15 protein-coding genes are annotated in these 20885 nt (G+C 42.3%); 6 read left to right on the forward strand and 9 right to left on the reverse strand.

What is annotated here, in order from left to right; genetic code table 11:
- Positions 1-29: 29 nt before the first annotated feature.
- From HWV58_RS18955 to HWV58_RS18980, 6 genes are all read right to left on the reverse strand, one after another.
- On the reverse strand, positions 30-884 hold the full coding sequence (locus HWV58_RS18955) for an AraC family transcriptional regulator (protein WP_175635592.1): 855 nt from the start codon (positions 882-884) through the stop codon (positions 30-32).
- 729 nt (positions 885-1613) lie between these two features.
- On the reverse strand, positions 1614-1766 hold the full coding sequence (locus HWV58_RS18960) for a hypothetical protein (RefSeq protein WP_175635593.1): 153 nt from the start codon (positions 1764-1766) through the stop codon (positions 1614-1616).
- Between the two features lie 67 nt (positions 1767-1833).
- Positions 1834-3432, reverse strand: coding sequence for a SusD/RagB family nutrient-binding outer membrane lipoprotein (locus HWV58_RS18965; RefSeq protein WP_175635594.1), 1599 nt, complete (start codon positions 3430-3432; stop codon positions 1834-1836).
- Between the two features lie 3 nt (positions 3433-3435).
- On the reverse strand, positions 3436-6519 hold the full coding sequence (locus HWV58_RS18970; protein WP_175635595.1) for a SusC/RagA family TonB-linked outer membrane protein: 3084 nt from the start codon (positions 6517-6519) through the stop codon (positions 3436-3438).
- A 49-nt stretch (positions 6520-6568) separates the two neighbouring features.
- Positions 6569-7591 carry a FecR domain-containing protein gene (locus tag HWV58_RS18975; RefSeq protein WP_175635596.1) on the reverse strand — a complete coding sequence of 341 codons (1023 nt, stop codon included), beginning with the start codon at positions 7589-7591 and terminating at the stop codon, positions 6569-6571.
- A 52-nt stretch (positions 7592-7643) separates the two neighbouring features.
- Complete coding sequence (locus HWV58_RS18980; RefSeq protein WP_175635597.1) at positions 7644-8285, reverse strand: RNA polymerase sigma factor; 642 nt, start codon at positions 8283-8285, stop codon at positions 7644-7646.
- Between the two features lie 284 nt (positions 8286-8569).
- Between HWV58_RS18980 and HWV58_RS18985 the strand changes: the two genes are divergently transcribed.
- The 6 genes from HWV58_RS18985 to HWV58_RS19010 all read left to right on the forward strand — a co-directional run bounded on the left by HWV58_RS18985 (position 8570) and on the right by HWV58_RS19010 (position 17343).
- Positions 8570-9454, forward strand: a complete 885-nt coding sequence (locus tag HWV58_RS18985) for an ROK family protein (protein ID WP_175635598.1) — start codon at positions 8570-8572, stop codon at positions 9452-9454.
- Positions 9455-9530: 76 nt separating this feature from the next.
- Positions 9531-12641 (forward strand): SusC/RagA family TonB-linked outer membrane protein, encoded by a 3111-nt coding sequence (locus tag HWV58_RS18990; RefSeq protein WP_175635599.1) that lies wholly within the window; start codon positions 9531-9533, stop codon positions 12639-12641.
- Positions 12642-12652: 11 nt separating this feature from the next.
- Positions 12653-14290: a SusD/RagB family nutrient-binding outer membrane lipoprotein gene (locus HWV58_RS18995; RefSeq protein ID WP_175635600.1), complete on the forward strand. Its 1638-nt coding sequence runs from the start codon at positions 12653-12655 to the stop codon at positions 14288-14290.
- A gap of 87 nt (positions 14291-14377) precedes the next feature.
- On the forward strand, positions 14378-16006 hold the full coding sequence (locus HWV58_RS19000; protein ID WP_175635601.1) for a LamG-like jellyroll fold domain-containing protein: 1629 nt from the start codon (positions 14378-14380) through the stop codon (positions 16004-16006).
- A 275-nt stretch (positions 16007-16281) separates the two neighbouring features.
- Complete coding sequence (locus HWV58_RS19005) at positions 16282-16506, forward strand: cold shock domain-containing protein (protein ID WP_175635602.1); 225 nt, start codon at positions 16282-16284, stop codon at positions 16504-16506.
- 339 nt (positions 16507-16845) lie between these two features.
- Complete coding sequence (locus tag HWV58_RS19010) at positions 16846-17343, forward strand: anthrone oxygenase family protein (RefSeq protein ID WP_175635603.1); 498 nt, start codon at positions 16846-16848, stop codon at positions 17341-17343.
- Positions 17344-17412: 69 nt separating this feature from the next.
- On the opposite strand, the gene HWV58_RS19015 is transcribed toward HWV58_RS19010, so the two are convergent.
- The 3 genes from HWV58_RS19015 to HWV58_RS19025 are packed head-to-tail and all read right to left on the reverse strand — an operon-like array spanning position 17413 to position 20878.
- Complete coding sequence (locus HWV58_RS19015; RefSeq protein ID WP_175635604.1) at positions 17413-17865, reverse strand: L-rhamnose mutarotase; 453 nt, start codon at positions 17863-17865, stop codon at positions 17413-17415.
- An 11-nt stretch (positions 17866-17876) separates the two neighbouring features.
- Positions 17877-19184 (reverse strand): alpha-L-fucosidase, encoded by a 1308-nt coding sequence (locus HWV58_RS19020; RefSeq protein WP_175635605.1) that lies wholly within the window; start codon positions 19182-19184, stop codon positions 17877-17879.
- A gap of 44 nt (positions 19185-19228) precedes the next feature.
- Positions 19229-20878 carry a sodium:solute symporter gene (locus HWV58_RS19025; protein ID WP_175635606.1) on the reverse strand — a complete coding sequence of 550 codons (1650 nt, stop codon included), beginning with the start codon at positions 20876-20878 and terminating at the stop codon, positions 19229-19231.
- Between the last annotated feature and the right edge of the window lie 7 nt (positions 20879-20885).

Genomic DNA, 20885 nt, shown 5'->3' on the forward strand with positions numbered 1-20885 from the left:
CAGCCGAGGTAGTGTTAACTGAAAACTGCTTAATTGTTTAAATGATTCCTAAACTGTCTCGGACTAATGTGCGTGTGCTTTTTAAAGAATTTAGAGAAATAGGCCATATCATAAAAACCAAGATCGAAGGCGATGGCTTTAATGGGGTTTTCGGTGGTGAGTAATATCCGTTTGATTTCGAGAATTAATCTTTCGTGAATCAGTGCCGTTGCCGAAACATGGAAATGCTTTTGGCAAAGGATATTGAGGTAATTGGCAGAAATGTTTAGCTGATCGGCATAATACGAAACGAGTTTTTCACTTTTATAATGCTTATCAATCAGCGCCAGGTATTTAAATAAAACCGGTTTGCTTTGGTAAACGGTTTGCTTGTTGAAAATACTTTCTGCCTCGCGACTAATCATTAAAGCAATGAGCCGGAGCCTGGTGGTAATCATTTCGGCTAAGCTATTTGCGGCTTCCAGTTCGGTTTTTACCTGTTTAATTTCATATAAAATTTGCTCAAATGTTGCTTTACTCAGCTTAATAACCGGGTAATTTTGGTACAGCATTAAAGAAAACCGCAATGAGTTAGCCAGCGTTTCAAAAGTTTGCCGGTTAATCATAATCTGATGCGCTATGGTATTGGCACCCAATTTCCATTGGTGTATCTGCTCGGGGAAGAGCAGGTGCAGTTGGTACTGTTCAACCGGGTAATCCAAAAAATCGATACTATGGCTTCCGCTGCCTTGCTCAAAAAGCATAAACAGAAAAAAATCATGTTTATGGGGCTTTTCAATATGCCTTTCGCCTTCAATGTGATGGTATAACAAATCACTACCCAAATGCTGATCAGGCGAAAATTCGTTGATATCGAGAATTGGAAAGTGTGGTAGGGCAGGCATGGGCGAAAGTTACGGAAAAAGTCTTTAGTCTGGAGTCCGAAGTCGGAGGTCCGAAGTTTGGGTGCGTAATACTTAAGGCAGTGCTGTCATCTGCAGCAAGGCATCTCTTTTTTGTTTGCGCTGTTACAAAGAGACCCTGAAACACCCGTCCGACCGGCCGGGCGGAAGTTCAGGGTGACGGACTGGATTAGGTGACGAATTTGAGAAAGGGATTGTCTGCAAATCCCCTTATCGTCTTGCTGAATTCATTTCAGCATCTCTATCTCGATGATGCTTAGTGTATCATGGGATGATCATTGATAGCCTGTAGAAGAATATTTGATAAATATCGTGTATGCAGCCAATTTGTAGTTTAAAAAGTTCGGAGTCGGAGGTCAGAAGTTTTTGGGGGAATTTAAGTTCACTGCTAAGGTGTGCTTAGGTGTCTCAGGTGGTTGATAGTCGGGGATTGGAGGTTGGAAGTTTGGGTGCCTAATTACTTATATTCCCTTATATTTCTTATATGGTAAAAAAGTCGGGGGTCGGAGGGCGGAAGTTTGGGGGCATAATACTTAAGGCAGCACTGTCATCTGCAGCAAGGCATCTCTTTTTTGTTTGCGCTGTTACAAAGAGACCCTGAAACACCCGTCCGACCGGCCGGGCGGAAGTTCAGGGTGACGGGCTGAATTGGGTGACGGACACTGGAAGTCCCTCAGATATTGTTAGTTATACAATAAAACCAACCGTTATTTACCGCAACAAAAGCACTGCAATTAATAAAGCAGAAATTACCAGAATAAAGATAATCATCGATTTAAACTCACTGCTTTCCTGCTTGTCTTTATCGCTATCCTCCGATGTACTTTCCTGTTTCTGCTTCTTCCAATCTAACATTTGATCCATAGTAATCTGTTAATCCAGTAAGTCTGACTACAGATCAACTTCATGGTTTAATATCCGAAATGTTAAATTATTTATCCCACCATACCCGGGCTGTTAAAATGTCGCCACCGTTTAAACGGCTAACCGCTTCTTTATAATTACTGGTATTGTTTAAAATCTCTGTCGATAAGTAAATCATCCGTCGCGGAATGGTTGCATTGGTAGTATTCCCCGGATAATTTACGGGTGTAAGTACCGGGTAACCACTCCGTTTCCAGTTTAACCACGATTCGATAAAGTTAAAATTAGTACCGGTGGCCAGCCAATACTGGGTATTAATGGCGTTCAAACTGTTTTGCTCATCACTTTCATTCAAAGGATTGTTCGAAACATAACTGTCAATAGTAGCCTGCGCTATTTTCCCTGTCTGATCTAACTGTGCCAGCGACTGTAGTGCCGCTGTAACACCATTGGCATAATGGGTGGCTGCTGTACCCGTTATATTCCAGCCCCTTACTTTAGCCTCAGCCAGTAAAAATTCTGTTTCGGCATAAGTCATGATAAAAATCGGACCACTTAATTTGAGGTACAGGGCTGTTTTCGGTCGCGAGTATTTCCCCAGCGGCGCAAAATCGGCACCGATTCCTGTACCGCCCGGGTAGCCAATAGCGTTGCGTACATCTGTTGGCCCTTCCTGCAAATCGAGGCCATTGGGAAGGCCCAGCTGCACCGCCGGATCGCTATTGCCCGATAATTTCTGGTCGGCGTTATTGGCCAGTCCGGGTTGTGGCACTTCGCCAATCACCCCTAAACGCGGGTCGTTGGTTTTACGGAGCTGATCAATCAGTGTTTTGCTCCAGCGTACTTCACGGTAATCGGAAAAGGTTCTTAAGGCCAGCGAAGTTCCGTTCTGGCTGTTAAAAGATGAGGCATCGGTAACGATGATGGCATTGTCATTGATACTGGTAAAAGTATTGCCCACGCATTTTTCGGCCCATATTTTGGCCTTTTCGGGATTAACTTTGGTTAAACGCATGGCCATGCGAAGCATAATAGAATAGCCCAGTTTTTTCCACTTCTGGATATCGCCCTGGTAAAAAAGATCGGCAGTAGGTTTGGGTTTTAGCGGATCGAGGTTTTGAATGGCTTTCTCCAGATCGGTGAGCATGGCATCATAAATATCTTCCTGCTTATCGTACCGCGGATATTTAATGCCCTGCATGGCTTTGGCAGCATCAAAGTAAGGTACATCGCCATAAGTATCAGTTATGCGCTGCAAAATCAGGATGGCCATAATATCGCCGATGTTAATCAGGTTGCTGTTGGTTTCCTGGTTTTTAAGGTTGGCCAAACGCTGCATTTCGCGGATTACGGAGAGCTGCAGGTAACCTTCTTCAAAAATACGCCCCTGGTAATCAGTAAAGTTGGCTACGTTGATGTATTTATCGCCGTTATTGTAGTAGTAATAGGTTGAAGCCAGCAACTGCATCATGGTACTTTGGTAAACCAGCTGATAATAACCAATATTGCCATATTTTAATTGCGCAGTAGAAAGCAGTTCGTTAGGGTCGTAATCTTTTTCCGGAATTTTGGTGGTATCGGTATTAATTTCATCGAGCTGCGCTTTTGAGCAGCCCGAGATGATGAAACAAACCATCAATGCCATATAAATCAGGTGGTTTTTCATCTGTTATTTAAATTTAAAGTTAAAATTGATACCGAATGTACGTGTGGCAGGTAAAGATGCTCCCTCTATACCGGCATAGGCGAGTATAGGTGAAAACTCAGACTCGGGGTCGATGTTTTTGGTGTATTTAAGCAAAGTAAGCAGGTTGCGACCAACCAAATCAATAGAAATGCTTTTAAACGGGGTTTTAAGCAAAGCTTTTGGATTAAAAACATAACCCAGTGTAGCCTGTCTGAATTTAATAAAACTACCGTTTAGTACGGATAAGGCCGAAATGTTACTGGCCAGTTCAGGGTAATAACTATATGCCGGTACGTTAGTGGTGTTTTTGGTGCCGTTTTCGTAAACGCCATCTACAACTATACCTGTTTCGCGACCAACCAGTGTAGCTTTGTTCAAGCCGTTTACATAGGAGTAGTTTTCGGTTGCCGATAAAATTTTATTGCCAAACCTAAAGTCAACCAGGAAAGAGAATTGGAATTGTTTAAAAGTAAAGCGGTTGTTAAGTCCTCCGTAAAAAGGTGGAATGGTAGTACCCATAGGTACAAAATCGCCACGTTTGGGGATGCCATCACTACCTACAATAATATTTCCCGAAGCATCTCTTTTATAATCGTAGGCCATAATTTGTGTAATGGGCTTGCCAACCACCAAAGCGGTATTGGCATTTAACGGACGGTAAGCACCTGTTAAAGTATAATTGCTGTTGCCATCTATGGATAACAATGTGTTTTTAACGTAAGTGAAGTTGAAATCGATATCCCACTTCTTATTTTTTTGAAGGATAGGCGTATAGGTAATCGCAGTTTCTATCCCGCTGTTGCGCGTTTTACCCAGGTTAACATAGGCAGAGGTAAAACCGGTAGTTACCGATTGTTTGGCATTGATGATCTCGTTATTGGTTACCCGGTGGTAATAGGTTAAATCAAAAGTCAGCCTGCTTTCAAAAAACTTCAGGTTTAAGCCGGCTTCGTATTCATCGAGCGTAAAGGGTTTCAGGTTGTAATTGGGAAGGTCTTTAGCGAAATCGCCAAGGGGCACCCCGTTAATGTTATCGTTTGAGGCATAGTAAATTTGCGTGGTATAAGGGGTGGTTGGTTCGCCACTGGTACGGGCATAATCTAAGCGGAGTTTGCCAAAACTTAAGCTCTTGATGGAAAGCAGGTCTGAAAAGATAAAACTACCCGAAATACCGGGAACAAATATACCCCGGTTATTTGACGGTAGGGTAGAATATACATCGTACCTGCCCGTTAAAGAGAAGTTTAACAGTTGTTTATAGGCCAGATCGGCGGTAAAGTAAGCCGATTCGGTTACGATTTTTGAAATGGCATGGGTGCTGCTCTTAGTTACCAGATTTTCGGGGATATACAGGTATGGGATAATAAACTGTGAACCCACTGTCTTATCTGTAGAGCCATTCCTTTCACGGTAATTTGCACCGAGCGAAACATCCAGATTGATGTTTTCATTGATGTTCCGGTTTGCGGTAAGTAAAAGATCGGTATTAAATTCGGAAGTATGTAAGGTGTCGAGTTTGTTTATACCGCCCTGCCGGTTTACCGAAAAAGCTGTTCCGGTTGGTAAAATGCTCAGGAGTTGATCGTTGCTTACATCATAGCCCATTCTGCCTTGCATGGCCAGCCAGTTATTAAAACGATACTTTACCGAACCCGACGAAATGGAGCGGTTGCGTTTGGCATAATCGGCCTGGCGGTTAAGCAAAAAATAGGGATTGGTTTTATATTCATCGGCATTCCAGCGGCTTTCGTTACCGTTGGTATCATCGTAACCAGGTGCCAGCAGCGATTCGTCTAAACTGGTGGCCAGCGCTGCAATACCGTAATTGGCGTTTAAAGGCCCGTCGCTGAGGTAGCTTTTATTCTTGTTGTTTTCGTAAATGTAATTGCTGTTAAAACCAACGGTAAGCTTTTTCGATAAATCAAAAGAACCGTAAACATTAAGCGTTTTGCGGTTCAGGTGACCATTTTTTAGAATTGAACTCTGATCGAGGTTAGAGGCCGAAAGGCGGTAAATACTCCGTTTGGTGCCACCTACCAGCGAGATGGTATTGGTAAAGGCCGGTGCTACCCTGTAAAAATTTTTGATGTTGTTTTTAGCAGGAAGATAAGGTTTAGACGAGCCATCTACCTGAGGTGAAAGTTTGCCATCCATTTTTTCGCCCCAACTCGAAATGCCTGTTGAAGTGGCCCCATAAAAATCGGCCGGACGCTTGTTTTGCGCTCCCTGACCATATACATATTGAAAATCGGTGTTGTTTACGGGGCTATCGAAAGAAAGGTTGGAATTATATTCGAACGATGAGGAAGCATTTTCCTTACCACTTTTGAGTGTGATGAGGATTACGCCATTGGCCGCCCGGGCTCCATATAAAGCGGAGGCTGCTGACCCCTTCAGGATGGTAACTGTTTCAATATCATCGGGGTTGATGTTGCTGATACCGTCGCCATAATCGGCCCCGCCGTACTCGTTGGCACTGCCACGGATGCTGTTATCGATTGGGAGTCCGTTAATTACAAACAGGGGCGAGGCTGCACTCATACTGGCCACACCTCTGAGTAAAATACGGGCAGAAGAAGAAGGACCGCCATTGGTACCATTAATGCTTAAACCGGCAACACGGCCCTGCAGCGAAAGGATGAAATTAGATTCACGCGCCTGGGTTAAGGTTTCGCCGGGCACTACGGTTACGGCATAGCCAATTTTACGGTTATCTTTTTTAATACCTAGGGCGGTTATGACCACCTCTTCGAGGTTCGTTGCAGTATCGATCAGAGCAGGTCGACTCTCGAGCTGCCTGATTACAATCAGCTGATCGGGTAACAGGGCATAGGTATAGCCGGTATTTTTTAACAAGCGGGTTAAAATATGCGTTACCTCAGCATGTTGCACTTTTAGCGTAATGAGGCGCTGCGGAATTTTCGATTCGCTGAAAACAAAACGGTATTTGGTTTGGTGCTGAATGGAATCGATTACACTTTCGAAACTTACCGCTTTTACATTAAGGCTAACCCGGGTTTGCGCGTAACTATTGAGGCAACAGCACAGGCATAATAAAAAAAGCAATTTCGAAATCAGCCTCATAAAAACAAATCATCACCTCGGTTTAACAAAATTAAGGGTAAATGTAGATAGTTTGACCCTTTCTTTCGTAATTAAAAGGTACAACCGAGCCGAGGACATTCAGTATGTCTGAAACACCTTCCCGCTTAAACTGGCCGGTAAATTTTTGCTTTTTTAGCTTTTCGTCTTTACAAATGATTTTGACATCGTATCTTCTTTCCAACTGGTTTAAGATAGAAGCGAAATCAATATTTTTGAAAGTAAGCATATTGTTTATCCACGCAATTTCAATGATGTTATTCGGATCTTCCTCAGCATAATAAGTGAGTCGTTGCATGCTGCCTTCATTTTTCTGGTTATCCAGCACAAATTTATCCTTAGGCTGCAAAATAAATTTTTGGTTGGTGTTCTCGTTTAACTGCACTTCTACACGACCTCTAATTAAGGTAGTTTCGGTAAAAGTATCGTTTTTATAGGCTTTTACATCAAAGGCAGTTCCTAAAACTTTTACCTGTATTTTATCGGTATGGATAATGAAAGGGTGTTTTGCGTCTTTCTTTACATCAAAAAAGGCTTCACCTGTTAAGTACACCTCGCGGGTGTTACTGCTAAAGTTTTCAGGATATTTTAGTTCGGAAACGGCATTTAAGGTTACCGTGGTACCATCGGCCAGGGTAAGTTTTTTAACCGATTTGGCAGGGGTATTGGCCAGCTTCCAAACCAGCTCAGCAGCAGGTTGGTTTGCAGTTAAAAAGGTTTTATAAGCTAAGAAACCACAAGCCATTAGTACAATTACAGCAGCAACTTTTAACCAGATGCTGTAATTTGTTTTGTTTTTTAAGGCTTGTACTGCAATTTCTTCAACAGGGGTAATTCTGGTTGTTATCCGATCAAAAACTTGATCAATATTTTGGCCCGGCGCTTCTTTTTTCGAAAAATAAGTATTTAAAGACTGATACTCCTGCTGATAACTTTCGTTTGATGCAAGCAATGTTTTAAATTCGGTCGATTCTTCAGGTGAAAGTTCACCAGCCAGTTGTTTGCCAAGCAATTCTGTAAATCTTTGATCTGTCATTTTGTGTTTTACCCTTGTGTATTAATATAGTACTTAAAGATTTAAAAATTGCCTACAACATATTTAAAAAAGTGATGATTCCCAGTAAGATAACCATGCTGATGAGCTTTTCGCCTATTTCGGCATTGAAACCGCTTGGCTTTTCACTTTTTAAAACCAGCCGGAGTTTGGCAATCGCCCTGAATAACTGGGTTTGCACGGTTCGCGGACTAATCTCCAGGATATCGGCCACTTCTTTATACTTTAAACCGTTTTCTTTAATTAACCTGAAAACCAGTTTAGCCTGTGCTGGCAGGGTTTCTATCGCGCTATCGAGTTTCTGGTGCAATTCTTTTCGTTCCAGCAAACTCTCGGGCGTATAAGTCTCAACCGGATGCTGTGCTTCATTTTCGGCCAGATCGATAAAAGTCTTACCTGAGTTTTTTTTCAGGTATTTTAACGATTGGTTTCTAACTGCTACAAAGAAATAGCTTTCGGGCTGCTGTACATGCGTACTTGATTTCCGGTTTTCCCAGCATTTTACAAAAATTTCGGCTATAATATCTTCGGCAGCTTCCTGATCGCGTACGTAATAAAGCGCCAGTTTATGCAGGCTGTTATACAAATAGCGGTAGAGCACTTCGAAAGATTTAATATCATCCTCGAGACAAATCCTGGTCCATAAAACAAGAAAATCTGGCTTGGCTACTTTCAATTTCTGCGACGCTATTTGGTTAAATATAAAGTAATAATAAAAATAATTATCAAAAAATGCATTTGCCTGTAGGCAGTTTTTCGTAAAAACAGATCATTGTTAATAATGCCGCTAAAGTTTTTGGCGGTTAATGTTAATGATAAAACTGTTTTAACCAATATAAACCCCTCTTAATCATGTATAACGCACAAACTGATAGTTCAAGGCACGTTAGCGCTTTACTGGTAAAAGGATTTACCAAAGTTGCTAAAACTTTTAATTGCTTACCTCATTAAACCAAATAAATGACAACAAATAAATATGTTCTGGGTGTAGATATCGGTGGCTCGCACATTACTGCAGCTGTAATGGATATGGAAAGCAGGCTTATACTCGAAGATTCTTATACCCGTTGCCGGATAGATGCGCATGGAAAACCCGAAACCATTATCGAGAACTGGAAAGCAGCTATTGATTTGGCTTACGGCAAAGCAGGGCTGGAGATAGATAAGATTGGGATTGCCATGCCCGGGCCTTTTGATTATGAAAACGGCATTTCGCACGTTGCCGGTAACGATAAATACGAAGCGTTTTATGGCTTAAATGTAAAAGAAATGCTGGCCAGTGCCTTGGGGATTGATGCCGGTAATATTTTAATGAAAAATGATGCGGCCTGCTTTTTGGCCGGCGAAATGTTTGCCGGTGCAGTAAAGGATTATGCCAATGTGATTGGCATTACCCTGGGTACAGGCTTAGGCTCGGCCGTGGCCACTTATGGCAATACCCGCGATGCCAATCTCTGGTGCACTTCGTTTATGGATGGCATTGCCGAAGATTACCTGTCTACCCGCTGGTTCTTAAAACGGTATTACGAGCTTACCAGTGTAAATATCCTCGATGTAAAAAGTTTAACCGAACTATACGATGAAAGCGAAACCATCAGGACCATATTCGATGAATTTTCGCAGCACCTTGCTGCCTTTTTAATGCAGTTTTTACAAGATACCCAGGCCGATGTTATTGTGCTTGGTGGCAATATCAGCAATGCATGGCCGCGGTTTTTACCTAATGTATTGAAAGAGTTTAAAGCTAATGGCATCGAGGTACCCCTGCGTATTTCAGAACTGAACGAGCGGGCTGCTATTGCGGGTGCGGCCAGCTGCTGGGAAAACCTGGCGGTAACCGGTTAACATTTAAAATGAGCAACCTAAATATTATAAAGAATAACAATTAACCAAATAATAAATAAATCTTATCACCATGAGTATGAAAAGATCACTACAACTCACATGCTTATTGCTGTATGCATCGGCCGGATTATATGCCGCTGAAACAGTTAATAATGCATTGCCGCTAACTTCGCTTAGTGCACATTACCAGGAACAGATTAAGGGTACCGTAAAGGACGCATCGGGCTTAACGGTGCCAGGTGTAACCGTAAACATTAAGGGTACGAAAGTAAATACGCAAACCAATGCCAACGGGCAATATAACATTGCAGCCAAAGCGGGCGATGTGCTGGTATTCTCTTTTATTGGCTACCAAACCAAAGAAGTTACGGTAGGTACAGATAATACTATTGATGTTATCCTGGCTAACGATTCGAAAGAACTGGAAACGGTTGTGGTAACCGCACTGGGTATAAAACGTTCAGAGAAATCGTTAACCTATACTACACAACAGGTTGGCGGCGAAGAACTGAACAAAGTTAAAAGCCCTAACCTGGTAAACAGCTTAAACGGTAAAGTTGCCGGTATGACCATCAGTCCGAGCACTTCGGGTGTGGGTGGTTCGGCCAAGGTAATATTAAGGGGTAGCCGCTCGGTAAGCGGAAATAACCAGCCCTTGTATGTAATCGACGGGGTGCCGATTAGCAATAACGGTAATGCCAATGCACAGCAAAACAGCGTGTTTGGTGGCGGACAGGATGGAGGAGATGGTATCTCGAACCTAAATCCCGACGACATTGAGAGTTTAACTGTATTAGAGGGTGCCTCAGCAGCAGCGTTATACGGTAGTCAGGCTCAAAATGGCGTAATTTTAATTACAACCAAGCAAGGTAAAGCTGGCAAAACACAAATTGGTTTTTCTTCGAGCTTAACTTTCGATAAAATTGCCTACAAACCTGAATTTCAAAATAGTTACGGCCCTGCATCTGCCAATACAAGGGACAGCTGGGGTGCTGCCATCAACAACAGCACCGATAACCTGGATCAATTTTTCCAAACCGGTACAAATGCTACCAACTCTATCAATTTCTCGGGCGGTTCGGAAATTGCCCAAACTTATTTTTCTTATGCCAATACCTATGCAAGTGGTATACAGGAAGGCAACAAGTTGAACAGACACAACATTAACCTGCGCGAAACGGCTAAGTTTTTAAACAACAAATTAACGGTTGATGGTAACGTAAACTACATTAACCAAAGGATTAACAACAGTCCTTCAATCGGTTTGTACAACAACCCTTTGGTAGGTTTGTATCTGTTCCCACGCGGCGTAGATATTACCCCTTATAAAGACAACTACCTGTTGGCAAACAATGTGGGTACAGCACGCCAGAACTGGTTGGGCGGAAGTGCCGATATTAACCAGAACCCATGGTGGTTAACCAATTTAAACCCGAATACAGCGATCAGAAACCGCTTTTTATTGAGCGGAAGTGTTAAATATGAATTTACACCGTGGTTAAACCTTCAGGTAAGGGGTAACATCGACCGCAGTACGGATGATTTTGAGAACAGACGTTACTCGGGTATTAACGGAAACTTCAACTCTAACGGAAGAGGTTATTTATCGCAAAACACCCAAACTTTTATTCAGAAATATGCCGATGCGATTTTAAATGTTACGGTGCCTATGAAAGGATCGGACTTTAAAATAAACGGATTAATTGGTGGTAGCATTAACGACCAGAAAACTTCGGGTTTATCATTAGCCGGCGATCTTGCTGCTGTTGATTTATTTACCCCAAACAATACCATCGTAGCCACTGCAGGTAATTATACTTCTGATGTATTAAGCACTACCAAAGCCAGCGATGCTTTCCACAGCCAGTTACAGGCCGTGTTTGCCAATGCCAACCTTTCGTATAAAGATTGGGCTTTCTTAACTTTAACAGGCAGAAACGACTGGTCGTCGAACCTTTCTTTTACGCCTAACGTTTCTTACTTCTACCCATCGGTAGGTTTATCGTTCGTAGTATCGCAGATGGTTAAATTACCAGAAGCCATTACTTTTGCTAAAATAAGGGGTACTTATGCCGAAGTGGGTAACACTGTACCAGCTTACTTAACTTTTATTCAGAATACTTTGGGTAACGGAGGTGCACTAACCATTAATACGAACCGGGCTTTTGCCGAGTTAAAACCAGAAAGAACAAAATCTTTTGAGATTGGTACCGATATGCGTTTTCTGGCCAACCGCATAAACTTTAGCTTTACCTATTATAAAACCAACACCAAAAACCAGTATATTCCGGTTAAACCTGCACCATCGGGCCTTGTGGCAACCGGTTATTTGAATGCCGGCGATGTTCAGAACCAGGGTTTACAGTTTACTTTAGGTGCCGATGTATTAAAAGGCGATGGGCTGAACTGGAATACTGCCATTAACGGATCGTTAAACAGAAATAAAATTATCGATGTAGCTGCATCGCAAGGTTTAAATTCAATTGATTTAACCGGTGGCGGTAACAACGCTTACATTTCACGTATTGCCGTAGGCGGATCGTATGGCGATATTTACGGTTATACCTTGCAAAAAGATGCCAGTGGCCGAATCGTATTCAGCGGCGACGGAACTGCAGCAAATCCATATTTTCCAATTAAAAGTGCCGATTACAGCTTAATTGCCAATGCCAATCCAAGATTTCAGCTGGGCTGGAACAACAGTTTTAACTATAAAGATTTCAGCTTAAGCTTTTTAGTAGACGGTAAGTTTGGCGGTAAAGTACTTTCGCTAACCGAAGCCCTTATGGACCAGGCTGGTGCATCAAAAGTAACCGGCGATGCCAGGGCACAGGGTGGTGTTAAAATTGATGGCGTTGATGCCAGCGGAAAAGCAGTTTCTGCTACCATTAATCCACAAACCTATTATTCTTTCTTAGGGGATAGAAACGGTGTAACCGGCGAGTATGTTTACAGCGCAACTGTTGTGCGTTTACGTGAAGCTTCATTGGGATATAACCTGCCTTTGAAAGGAACTTTTAAAAGCATGCGCTTATCGCTAATTGGTAGAAACTTATTCTATTTCTACAAAAAAGCACCTTACGATCCTGAGGTAACGATGTCGACCGGTAATGGTTTATCGGGTATAGATGTATTTAACCAGCCTGTAACCAGAAGCTTTGGTTTTAACCTTAATGTTTTATTTTAATCCGCACAAAAATGAAATCGATATATCATCCAGCATACCATAAAATTAAAGGTTTATCTTTAGTTTTATTGGCTACAGCAGCCCTGAACTCGGGTTGTAAAAAGAACTTCGAAAGTTTTAATACCAACGATAATTTACCTACAACCGAGCAGAGTTTAGCTTTGTTAAAATCGGCAATAGGCCCGATTCAACAGAATATATTTTCCAATTACCAGATTGCACAGAACTTAAGCTCTGACGCTTATAGTGGTTATATGATGGCCCCAACACCATTTGGTGGCGGTATCAATAACATGAATTATGCGCTTAACAATGGATGGAACGAAGCTGGTTTTAACGATCAGTACACCAATGTAATGGCACCTATTTCTAAAATTGCCATATCGCCTTTAAAAACAACAGCTCCCGAATCGTGGGGAATCTCACTTTTGGTACAGGTAATTGCCATGGACCGCGTAACGGATAAATTTGGTCCGATACCTTACACACAAGCTGGTAAATCGCTGATTTCGCAAGCTTACGACGACCAGAAAACAATTTATACCGAGTTTTTTAAACAAATTGATACGGCAGCCAATAACCTGCAAGCCTTTGTAACTGCCAATCCGGGTAAAAAAGCCTATTTCGATTCTGGCGACCTGGTTTATGGTGGTGACGCTGTAAAATGGCTTAAACTGGCCAACTCGTTAAGATTGCGTTTAGCCATGCGTATTGTTAAAGTTGATCCGGCTACGGCAAAATTACAGGCCGAAAAAGCAATGGCTGCAACCGGAGGCTTAATGACTATTGCCAGCGACAATGCTGCGGTGGCACAATCGGGTAACAGAAATAACGACCTTTGGAATGTAACCGTAAACTACGAAGGCGATAACGCCATGGGGGCAGCTTTACAATCGTACCTGGTAGGTTATTCAGATCCGCGCTTACCGATCTATTGTACACCTGCAACCGATCCTTTGTTTGCCGGTCAGTACATTGGTATCCGTTCGGGAGCCAATACTTCTTTTAATGGTTTAGGTAAAGCCGGTTATAAAACCTATTCGAGCTTAAATGCCACTACGCCTGACAATGCAAAGGCACCAATTGGCCAGAAAGCGCCGCAAATTTTAATGACAGCTGCCGAAGTATGGTTCTTAAAAGCGGAAGCAGCTTTACGCGGCTGGACAGGAGCTGGTGATGCACAAACCAATTATGAAACAGGTATCACTACTTCTATGCAACAATGGAATGTTGCTACAGGCAGCTACCTGGCCGATGCAGTTAGCAAACCAACAGCTTATGTAGATCCGAAAAACCCAGCCAATAATGCGGCAGCTGTAAGTACCATTACTGTTAAATGGGATGGAACAGCATCGAACGAAGTTAAATTGGAACGCATTATTACACAAAAATGGATTGCTATTTTTCCTGACGGGGCAGAGGCATGGGCCGATTTCCGCAGAACAGGCTATCCTAAATTATTTACTGTAGCCAATAACTACAGCGGTGGAACAATCAATACACAAACACAAATCCGCAGGTTGCCTTATCCAACAGCAGAGTATGGCAATGGTAACAAAGATGAGGTACGCAAAGCAGTTACTTTACTTGGCGGACCAGATAACGGAGGAACCAGATTATGGTGGGATGTTAATAAAGCCAATTTTTAAGGAGCAGGCAGGTAGGATTTAAAACCCTATCTGCCTTTTCTTTTTATAACCAATAAAAACAATTTCTAACCAAAAACATCAAAAATTATGAGAAAATTAATGACCATGGGAGTGGCGCTTCTAGCCGTTTTCACTATTTTTTACGCCTGTAAAAAAGGAAACACCCAAAATGAAGAAACCAGCACTTTTAGCACTAAAAAAGATCTAAAAGCACTTACCAATCCATCTGCCTTAAATGCAGGGCCATTTGTTACCGCTTATGTGGAGGTAAACAGCAACAACTTTGTAAATCCGGGTTGTTACACTTATGGTACACCAGCCAAACAATTATTCGGAATCTCTGTAATTTTTGCAGCGAATATCAATTCGGTTAACGGGGTACCTACATTAAGCTTTAATCCACAAGTGCAGGATGTGCTTAATTCGGGTAAAGTAGCCTACCTGCAATCGCTGGGCATAAATGTACTGCTCGATGTATTGGGCAATCATCAAAATGCCGGCTGGGGCTGTTTTACTACCTACGCCCAGGCCGATGCCTTTGCCGTTCAATGTGCCAATGCTGTGCAGCAGTATGGTTTGGACGGTATCGATATTGACGACGAATATTCGACCTGTACAGCAAATGATGGCTCTTTGGTGCTTGCCGCTGCGGCTTTGAGGGCCAGATTGGGCAGTACAAAACTCATTACCATGGCCGCCTTTAACCAGGCGAATTATTTTAACAGCACTTATAACGGACAAAAACTAGGCGATATACTCGATTATGTTTTTGAACAAACCTATTTTTCTACCAATTATGCCGGCAGGTTACAGCCTTATATTAACGCAGGTGTACCCAAAGCTAAACTGGGCTTAGGAACCGATTTGGGCAACGGCGACCAGACAGCGGTAGCCAATTACGTTAAAAATAACGGTTTGGCCAGTGCTATGGTGTACAATGTAGCCAATAACTCACAAACCAAACTTTCGTCTATTTCCAATTCGTTGTATAGCTCGGCAACGGCAGTAAAACCCAATTGTATTGATGGCACCGGCACCACACCGCCTGCTAACGGTAATACTTCGCTGTTGTTTGATGGTACCAACGAGTATTTAAATTCGAACAGTTTTAACCTGGCCGGAACAGGTTTAACCTTTGAGGGTTGGATCAGACCCAATGCCTTCAAAAGTGCTTCGCCATACATTTCTACCATTATGGGGATAGAAGTAAGCGATGCAAATGTAGCGCTACTGCGCCTTGGCGATGCTTCTTTAGCCAATAATAAACTTCAGTTTGTATTAAACACCGGAGGAACAACACCTAAAAAACTCAATTCGGTAACTGCGTTGAGCGCCAATACCTGGTACCATGTGGCCGCTACTTACGATGGGGCAACGATGAAAATCTATATCAATGGTGTACTCGATGCCAGTTTATCGGCTACGGGCACCATCTCGGCAAGCGGAACTTTTCAGATTTCGAGAAGTTACGATGCCAACCGCGGATTTAACGGTCTGTTTGATGAACTAAGGGTTTGGAAAACGGCGTTAACGCAAACACAGATTCAAAACAATAAATGTACCGTGGCTACCAATAGCACAGGTTTGGAAGCCTACTGGAAATTTAACGAAGCCAGTGGTACTACTGCTGCCGATGCTACCGGGAAGGGACATACGGCTATTTTAACCAATATGGAGAGTACCGATTGGTCTACTACTTTACCAAGCTGCCAATAGTATTATTTTTAAATCAATACCCGTCTCGATTTGTACCGGAGCATATTTGTTCCGGTACTTTTTTGCTTTTATGCCTGATGTATAGCCAGCTGCTTATTATCGAAAGCTGTGGCCAGTGCGATTTACCGGGGTATGCGCTGTTTTTAGACTGTTTCTCTCCGTCTTCCCAAATCTACATACGGTAATTAGCCCTTTTTATCACGGAAAACTAACTATCCATATCGTTTTCTTTCGGTTTTTGTTAAAGTTGACTAACTTATTGTAAAACATGTCTTATGATTTATACTGGAGTTGTTAAGTGGTATAATCCGATCCGTGGGTTTGGGTTTATCGTTGCTGAAGGTTGCAAAGAAATGATTTATGCAGATAATCAGCAGCTGAAAGGGTTATTTAAACCTTTACTGATAGTAGGCACAAAGGTTAAGTTTAATCTGGAAAAGGGAAATGTAGATTGCCGGGCTACAGATATTGTGGTGATCAAGCAAGAGTTTAACCCGTAATTATACCTGTTCATCAGGAAAAAGGGCGGTTCTGTGTAAGCTGATTTGTAAAATGCTTTACGAATATGATCTTCGGGCATGTATTGAAATAAATAAAGTAATTTACTTATAAGCAGCATATCTTCCCGTTCAGTTTTAATACATCTACCTATACCTGTCTTCATCTGATTAACGCTCTTCCATATCTAAATTAACGCCCTTAATTAGATATGGTATGGGCAGGTTTTTATCCCTCAGGCTTTCTTCGTTTAACATTACTACCCGAACCGAAGCGGTATTTTAGCCATAAATGTTTAAATTCGAATGGCTACAAGCTATCTATCATTTAAAAACATCCTTATGACTTTGAAAAACCTGGTACTTCTACTCAGTACTGTTTCTACAGCGCTTATTGGCGGCCTTTTTTATGCCTATTCCTGCTCGGTTTTACCCGGGCTTGCCCGTTTATCTGATCTTTCTTTTTTACAGGCTATGCAATCCATTAACCGGGCAATTTTAAACCCATTATTTTTTATCAGCTTTATGGGTACTTTAGTATTGCTGCCCGTTTGCACCTGGCTTTTTTATGATAAGGAGCTGAATTTGTTTTTTTATTTGCTACTGGCGGCTACGCTGTTGTATGCCGGTGGGGTTTTTCTGGTCACTATGGTGGGGAATGTCCCCTTAAATAACCTTTTGGATGGTGCCAGTTTAGCTAAAATGGATGCTAACGAATTAAGTGCGCTGCGAAGTAAATTCGAGCCTGCCTGGAACATGTTTCACCGCATCAGGACTATTATTTCGTTTGTATGTATTGTTATTTTAGCTTACGCGGCATTGCTAAGCCGTACAGCTTAAACCGATAAAAAACCGGAGCTGGATTTACTCCAGGCTCCGGTTTACATTCATTATGGTTTATTGTTTGGTTTAATTCTGGTGAAAAACCTCTTCCATACTGCTCCAGGTTTCATTTTTGGCAGCTGCATCGGGTAGTGGAATTTGAGTAGGTGCAGTTTCTTTCCACCAGCGCTGTGTAGTGGTATCTGCAGCCATCTTTTTCATATCGGCATCGAAATCTTTACCGGTATATTCGAAATAACTAAACAAGTAATACTTTTTGTCAATTTCCTTTAAGTAAATGGAATAGTTGCGGATGTTGCAGTCGGCGATTTTTTGTTTAACACCTGGCCAAATAGCAGCATGTAGCTTTTTATAGTAGCCTATTTTTTCGGGTTTTAAACCTGTTACCGAACCAAAACGCCTGATGTTTTTAGGTGTTTCTGCCGTTGCAATTGTTTCCGCTGTTTTCGACTGATTGCAGGCGGTTAAAAGCATTAAGCCTGTTGAAATGATCAAAAATCCTTCTCTGAAATTTTTCATAGCCGTTTATATTAATTAATCACTGCTGTTTTTTCGATATCTCCATCCATTTCGATTGCAATAACATATTGTAAAGCGCCAGATTGGTTTTTAGGCAGGCTAAATTTAAAATCTGCTGCGCCTTGTTCAACCGAAACTTTTTCGCCGCCCAAAATACCGGCTTTTACTGCTTTTCGCCCTGGGATATTCTTTAAGCTGATGGCATCGGCATCGGTTTTAAGTACATGCACGAAAAGTTTGTTTCCTTTTCTGGTTGTTGCATAAGCATCGGTAGGTTGGTAGGGGCCGCCTAAAGTGCCGTAAACTGCCTCGCTATTGGTTTTTAGCCATTGGCCAATTTCTTTGAGCCGGGTAATTTGCCTGGCTTCAATGCGGCCATCGGGCATAGGGCCTACGTTTAGCAATAAGTTTCCGTTACCGCCAGCCGTTTTTGAAAGGATGGTTAAACAATCTTTCAGCGATTTCATTTTATCGTTTGGTTTCCATGCCCACTGGTTGCAGATGGTAAAGCAGCTTTCCCAGGGGGTATCCATATTTAAATGGCCAACAGTTTGCTCAGGGGTATCGTAATCGCCCACCATTTTCGAATGGTCGATTTTTTTGTTTTCCATAGCTGCAAATTCTTTACCTAAGCGGTTATTGATAATCACATCAGGTTTTAATTTTTTCAGGTAGCTGTACAAATCTTTACCCATTTCATCTGTCCATGGTTTCTCCCATTGTCCATCAAACCAAAGCATGTATGGATCGTAATTGGTAATCAGTTCTTTCAGCTGGTTTTTCATGTAGCTGACGTATTTGGTCATATCGGCTTTAGGGTCGATTGTTTGGCTGGCAGAAGAATGAATCGGGTAATCGGGATGGTACCAATCGAGTACCGAATAGTAAATACAAAATTTGATACCCTGTTTTTTACAGGCTTCGTTTAAAGCGCCCACAATATCTTTTTTATAGGGGGTGTGGGCAATGTCGTATTCTGTAAATTTAGATGGCCATAAACAAAAACCATCGTGGTGGCGGGCAGTAATGGTGAGGTATTTCATGCCAGCATCTTTTGCCGTTTTTACAATATCATCGGCATTAAACAGGGCAGGATCGAACTCTTTGTACAGGTTATCGTAATCGGTTTTCTCCACCTGTTTGTCTCTCGACCAGCCGATTTCGGTGCCACGCAAACTTACCGGCCCCCAGTGGATAAACATGCCGAAACGTTTATCCATAAAATCTTTCATTACGGCCGGGTTTGTTTTAGTTTGTGCATAGGCCAGGTTGCTCAGCAGGCCAAACAGCAGGAGATAAATAAATTTTGTGTGTTTCATGTGGTTTATTTGGTTTTGTGTTATTGATTCAATTTAGGTTTTAACTATCTGAAAGCCCAGTATAATACGGCCATAATGCCCAGCAATAAAGCAGATAAGGTTTTATAATTGCCAATACCGCTCCAGCCTTTTACCTGTAAAGGTTCCCAAAGCGATTTCCAGTAGAGTTTATTGCTTTCGGCTGTATGTTGAACCGGGTAGATGTACGAGAATGCTACCTGCATAACTACGCAGGCGCAAAACAGGTAAAAAGCCATCATCATAAAGGGAATCTGACCGATAATGGTTTCCGGATTGAACTTGTTTACCGCAAAAACAGCAACTCCGAGTAACGAACCCAGCCATAAAGTGTATTGGGCCGATTTGGCTGATGCTTTTTTCCAGAAAACACCCAGTAAAAATACACAGGTAATGGGAGGGGCAATGTGTGCAATTACGTCGTTAATGCCTTCGAATAAACTGGTGTATTGGTTAAGCAATGGCAATAACGCTAAGGAAACAAGTAAAGCAATTGCGGCCGATAAGCGGCCCACGGTTACCAGTTTGACATCACTCGCATTGGGTTGATATCTTTTATACAGATCGAAACTGCTTAGCGTGGCAATCGAATTTAATGCTCCGGCAATCTGGCTCATTAAACCCGATAACAAGGCTGCTACCAAAATACCCACCAAACCTTTGGGTAATAGCTGGGTAATCATTAAGGTATAAATGCCTTTGGTGTTTAAGGTTTCTGCACCGTTTGCACCAGTTTGTTGTAAGCTGCTTAAATCCATTGCATTGCTTTTGTACAGTACGTAGGCAAACAAGCCGGGCAACACGAAAATAAAAACGGGTAAAATTTTAATGAAACCACAAAAAAGTGCTCCGGCTTTGGCGTGGTTTTCGTCTTTTGCACCTAAAGCCCGCTGTACAATGGTTTGATCGGCACACCAGTACCAGATGCCCAGAATGGGATAGCCTAAAAATACAGCCACCCATGACAGGCCACTTTTATCGCCAACCGGCCTGATCATACTTAATTTATCGGCAGCCTGATTGCTTTGTAAAACCGTGGTTAAATGGTCCCAGCTGCCAACCTTGTTCCAGGCGAACCAGGTAATGATAAGTGCCCCCGCAATTAATACCACACTTTGGATTGACTCAGTAACCACCACGGCACGCAGGCCGCCAATAATGGTGTACAGCCCCGTAAGTGCAGCAATAACCACTATACTGGTGTACATATTGATGCCGAAAAGTGTTTCGAGTACAATACCTCCTGCCAGAAAGGAAAAGGCAATGTGAATAATAATGGCCGAAATAATGGAAACAAAAGCAAGCCAATCGCGGCAGGCTTTATTGTAGCGCCTTTCTAAAAAATCGGGCAGGGTAGTTACGCCCGACCGGATGTAGAAAGGAATAAAGAACAATGCCAGTAATATGAGTGTAAAGGCAGCCATCCATTCGAAATTACCGTTAAGCAAACCACTATCGAAACCGCTTTGGGCCAGGCTAACTAAATGCAAGCAAGAAATGTTGGTAGCAAATAAGGCAAGGCCAATCATGGGCCATTTTAAGGTTTTGCCAGCCAAAAAGTAATCGTTGGATGAACTTTCTGTTTTTTCCTTTTTACTACGTCCGCTCCATAAACCTATGGTTACAATGAACAGGATATAGGCAATGGTAATAACAATATCTATGGTACTAATCATGGGCTGT

Source organism: Pedobacter ghigonis, from assembly GCF_903166585.1.
Classification (GTDB): domain Bacteria; phylum Bacteroidota; class Bacteroidia; order Sphingobacteriales; family Sphingobacteriaceae; genus Pedobacter; species Pedobacter ghigonis.

Coding starts and splice junctions, on each gene's coding strand:
- HWV58_RS19000 (WP_175635601.1), top strand. CDS start 14,378: ATGAGAAAATTAATGACCATGGGAGTGGCGCTTCTAGCCGTTTTCACT.
- HWV58_RS19005 (WP_175635602.1), top strand. CDS start 16,282: ATGATTTATACTGGAGTTGTTAAGTGGTATAATCCGATCCGTGGGTTT.
- HWV58_RS18990 (WP_175635599.1), top strand. CDS start 9,531: ATGAAAAGATCACTACAACTCACATGCTTATTGCTGTATGCATCGGCC.
- HWV58_RS19010 (WP_175635603.1), top strand. CDS start 16,846: ATGACTTTGAAAAACCTGGTACTTCTACTCAGTACTGTTTCTACAGCG.
- HWV58_RS19015 (WP_175635604.1), bottom strand. CDS start 17,865: ATGAAAAATTTCAGAGAAGGATTTTTGATCATTTCAACAGGCTTAATG.
- HWV58_RS19020 (WP_175635605.1), bottom strand. CDS start 19,184: ATGAAACACACAAAATTTATTTATCTCCTGCTGTTTGGCCTGCTGAGC.
- HWV58_RS18965 (WP_175635594.1), bottom strand. CDS start 3,432: ATGAAAAACCACCTGATTTATATGGCATTGATGGTTTGTTTCATCATC.
- HWV58_RS19025 (WP_175635606.1), bottom strand. CDS start 20,878: ATGATTAGTACCATAGATATTGTTATTACCATTGCCTATATCCTGTTC.
- HWV58_RS18955 (WP_175635592.1), bottom strand. CDS start 884: ATGCCTGCCCTACCACACTTTCCAATTCTCGATATCAACGAATTTTCG.
- HWV58_RS18995 (WP_175635600.1), top strand. CDS start 12,653: ATGAAATCGATATATCATCCAGCATACCATAAAATTAAAGGTTTATCT.
- HWV58_RS18975 (WP_175635596.1), bottom strand. CDS start 7,591: ATGACAGATCAAAGATTTACAGAATTGCTTGGCAAACAACTGGCTGGT.
- HWV58_RS18960 (WP_175635593.1), bottom strand. CDS start 1,766: ATGGATCAAATGTTAGATTGGAAGAAGCAGAAACAGGAAAGTACATCG.
- HWV58_RS18985 (WP_175635598.1), top strand. CDS start 8,570: ATGACAACAAATAAATATGTTCTGGGTGTAGATATCGGTGGCTCGCAC.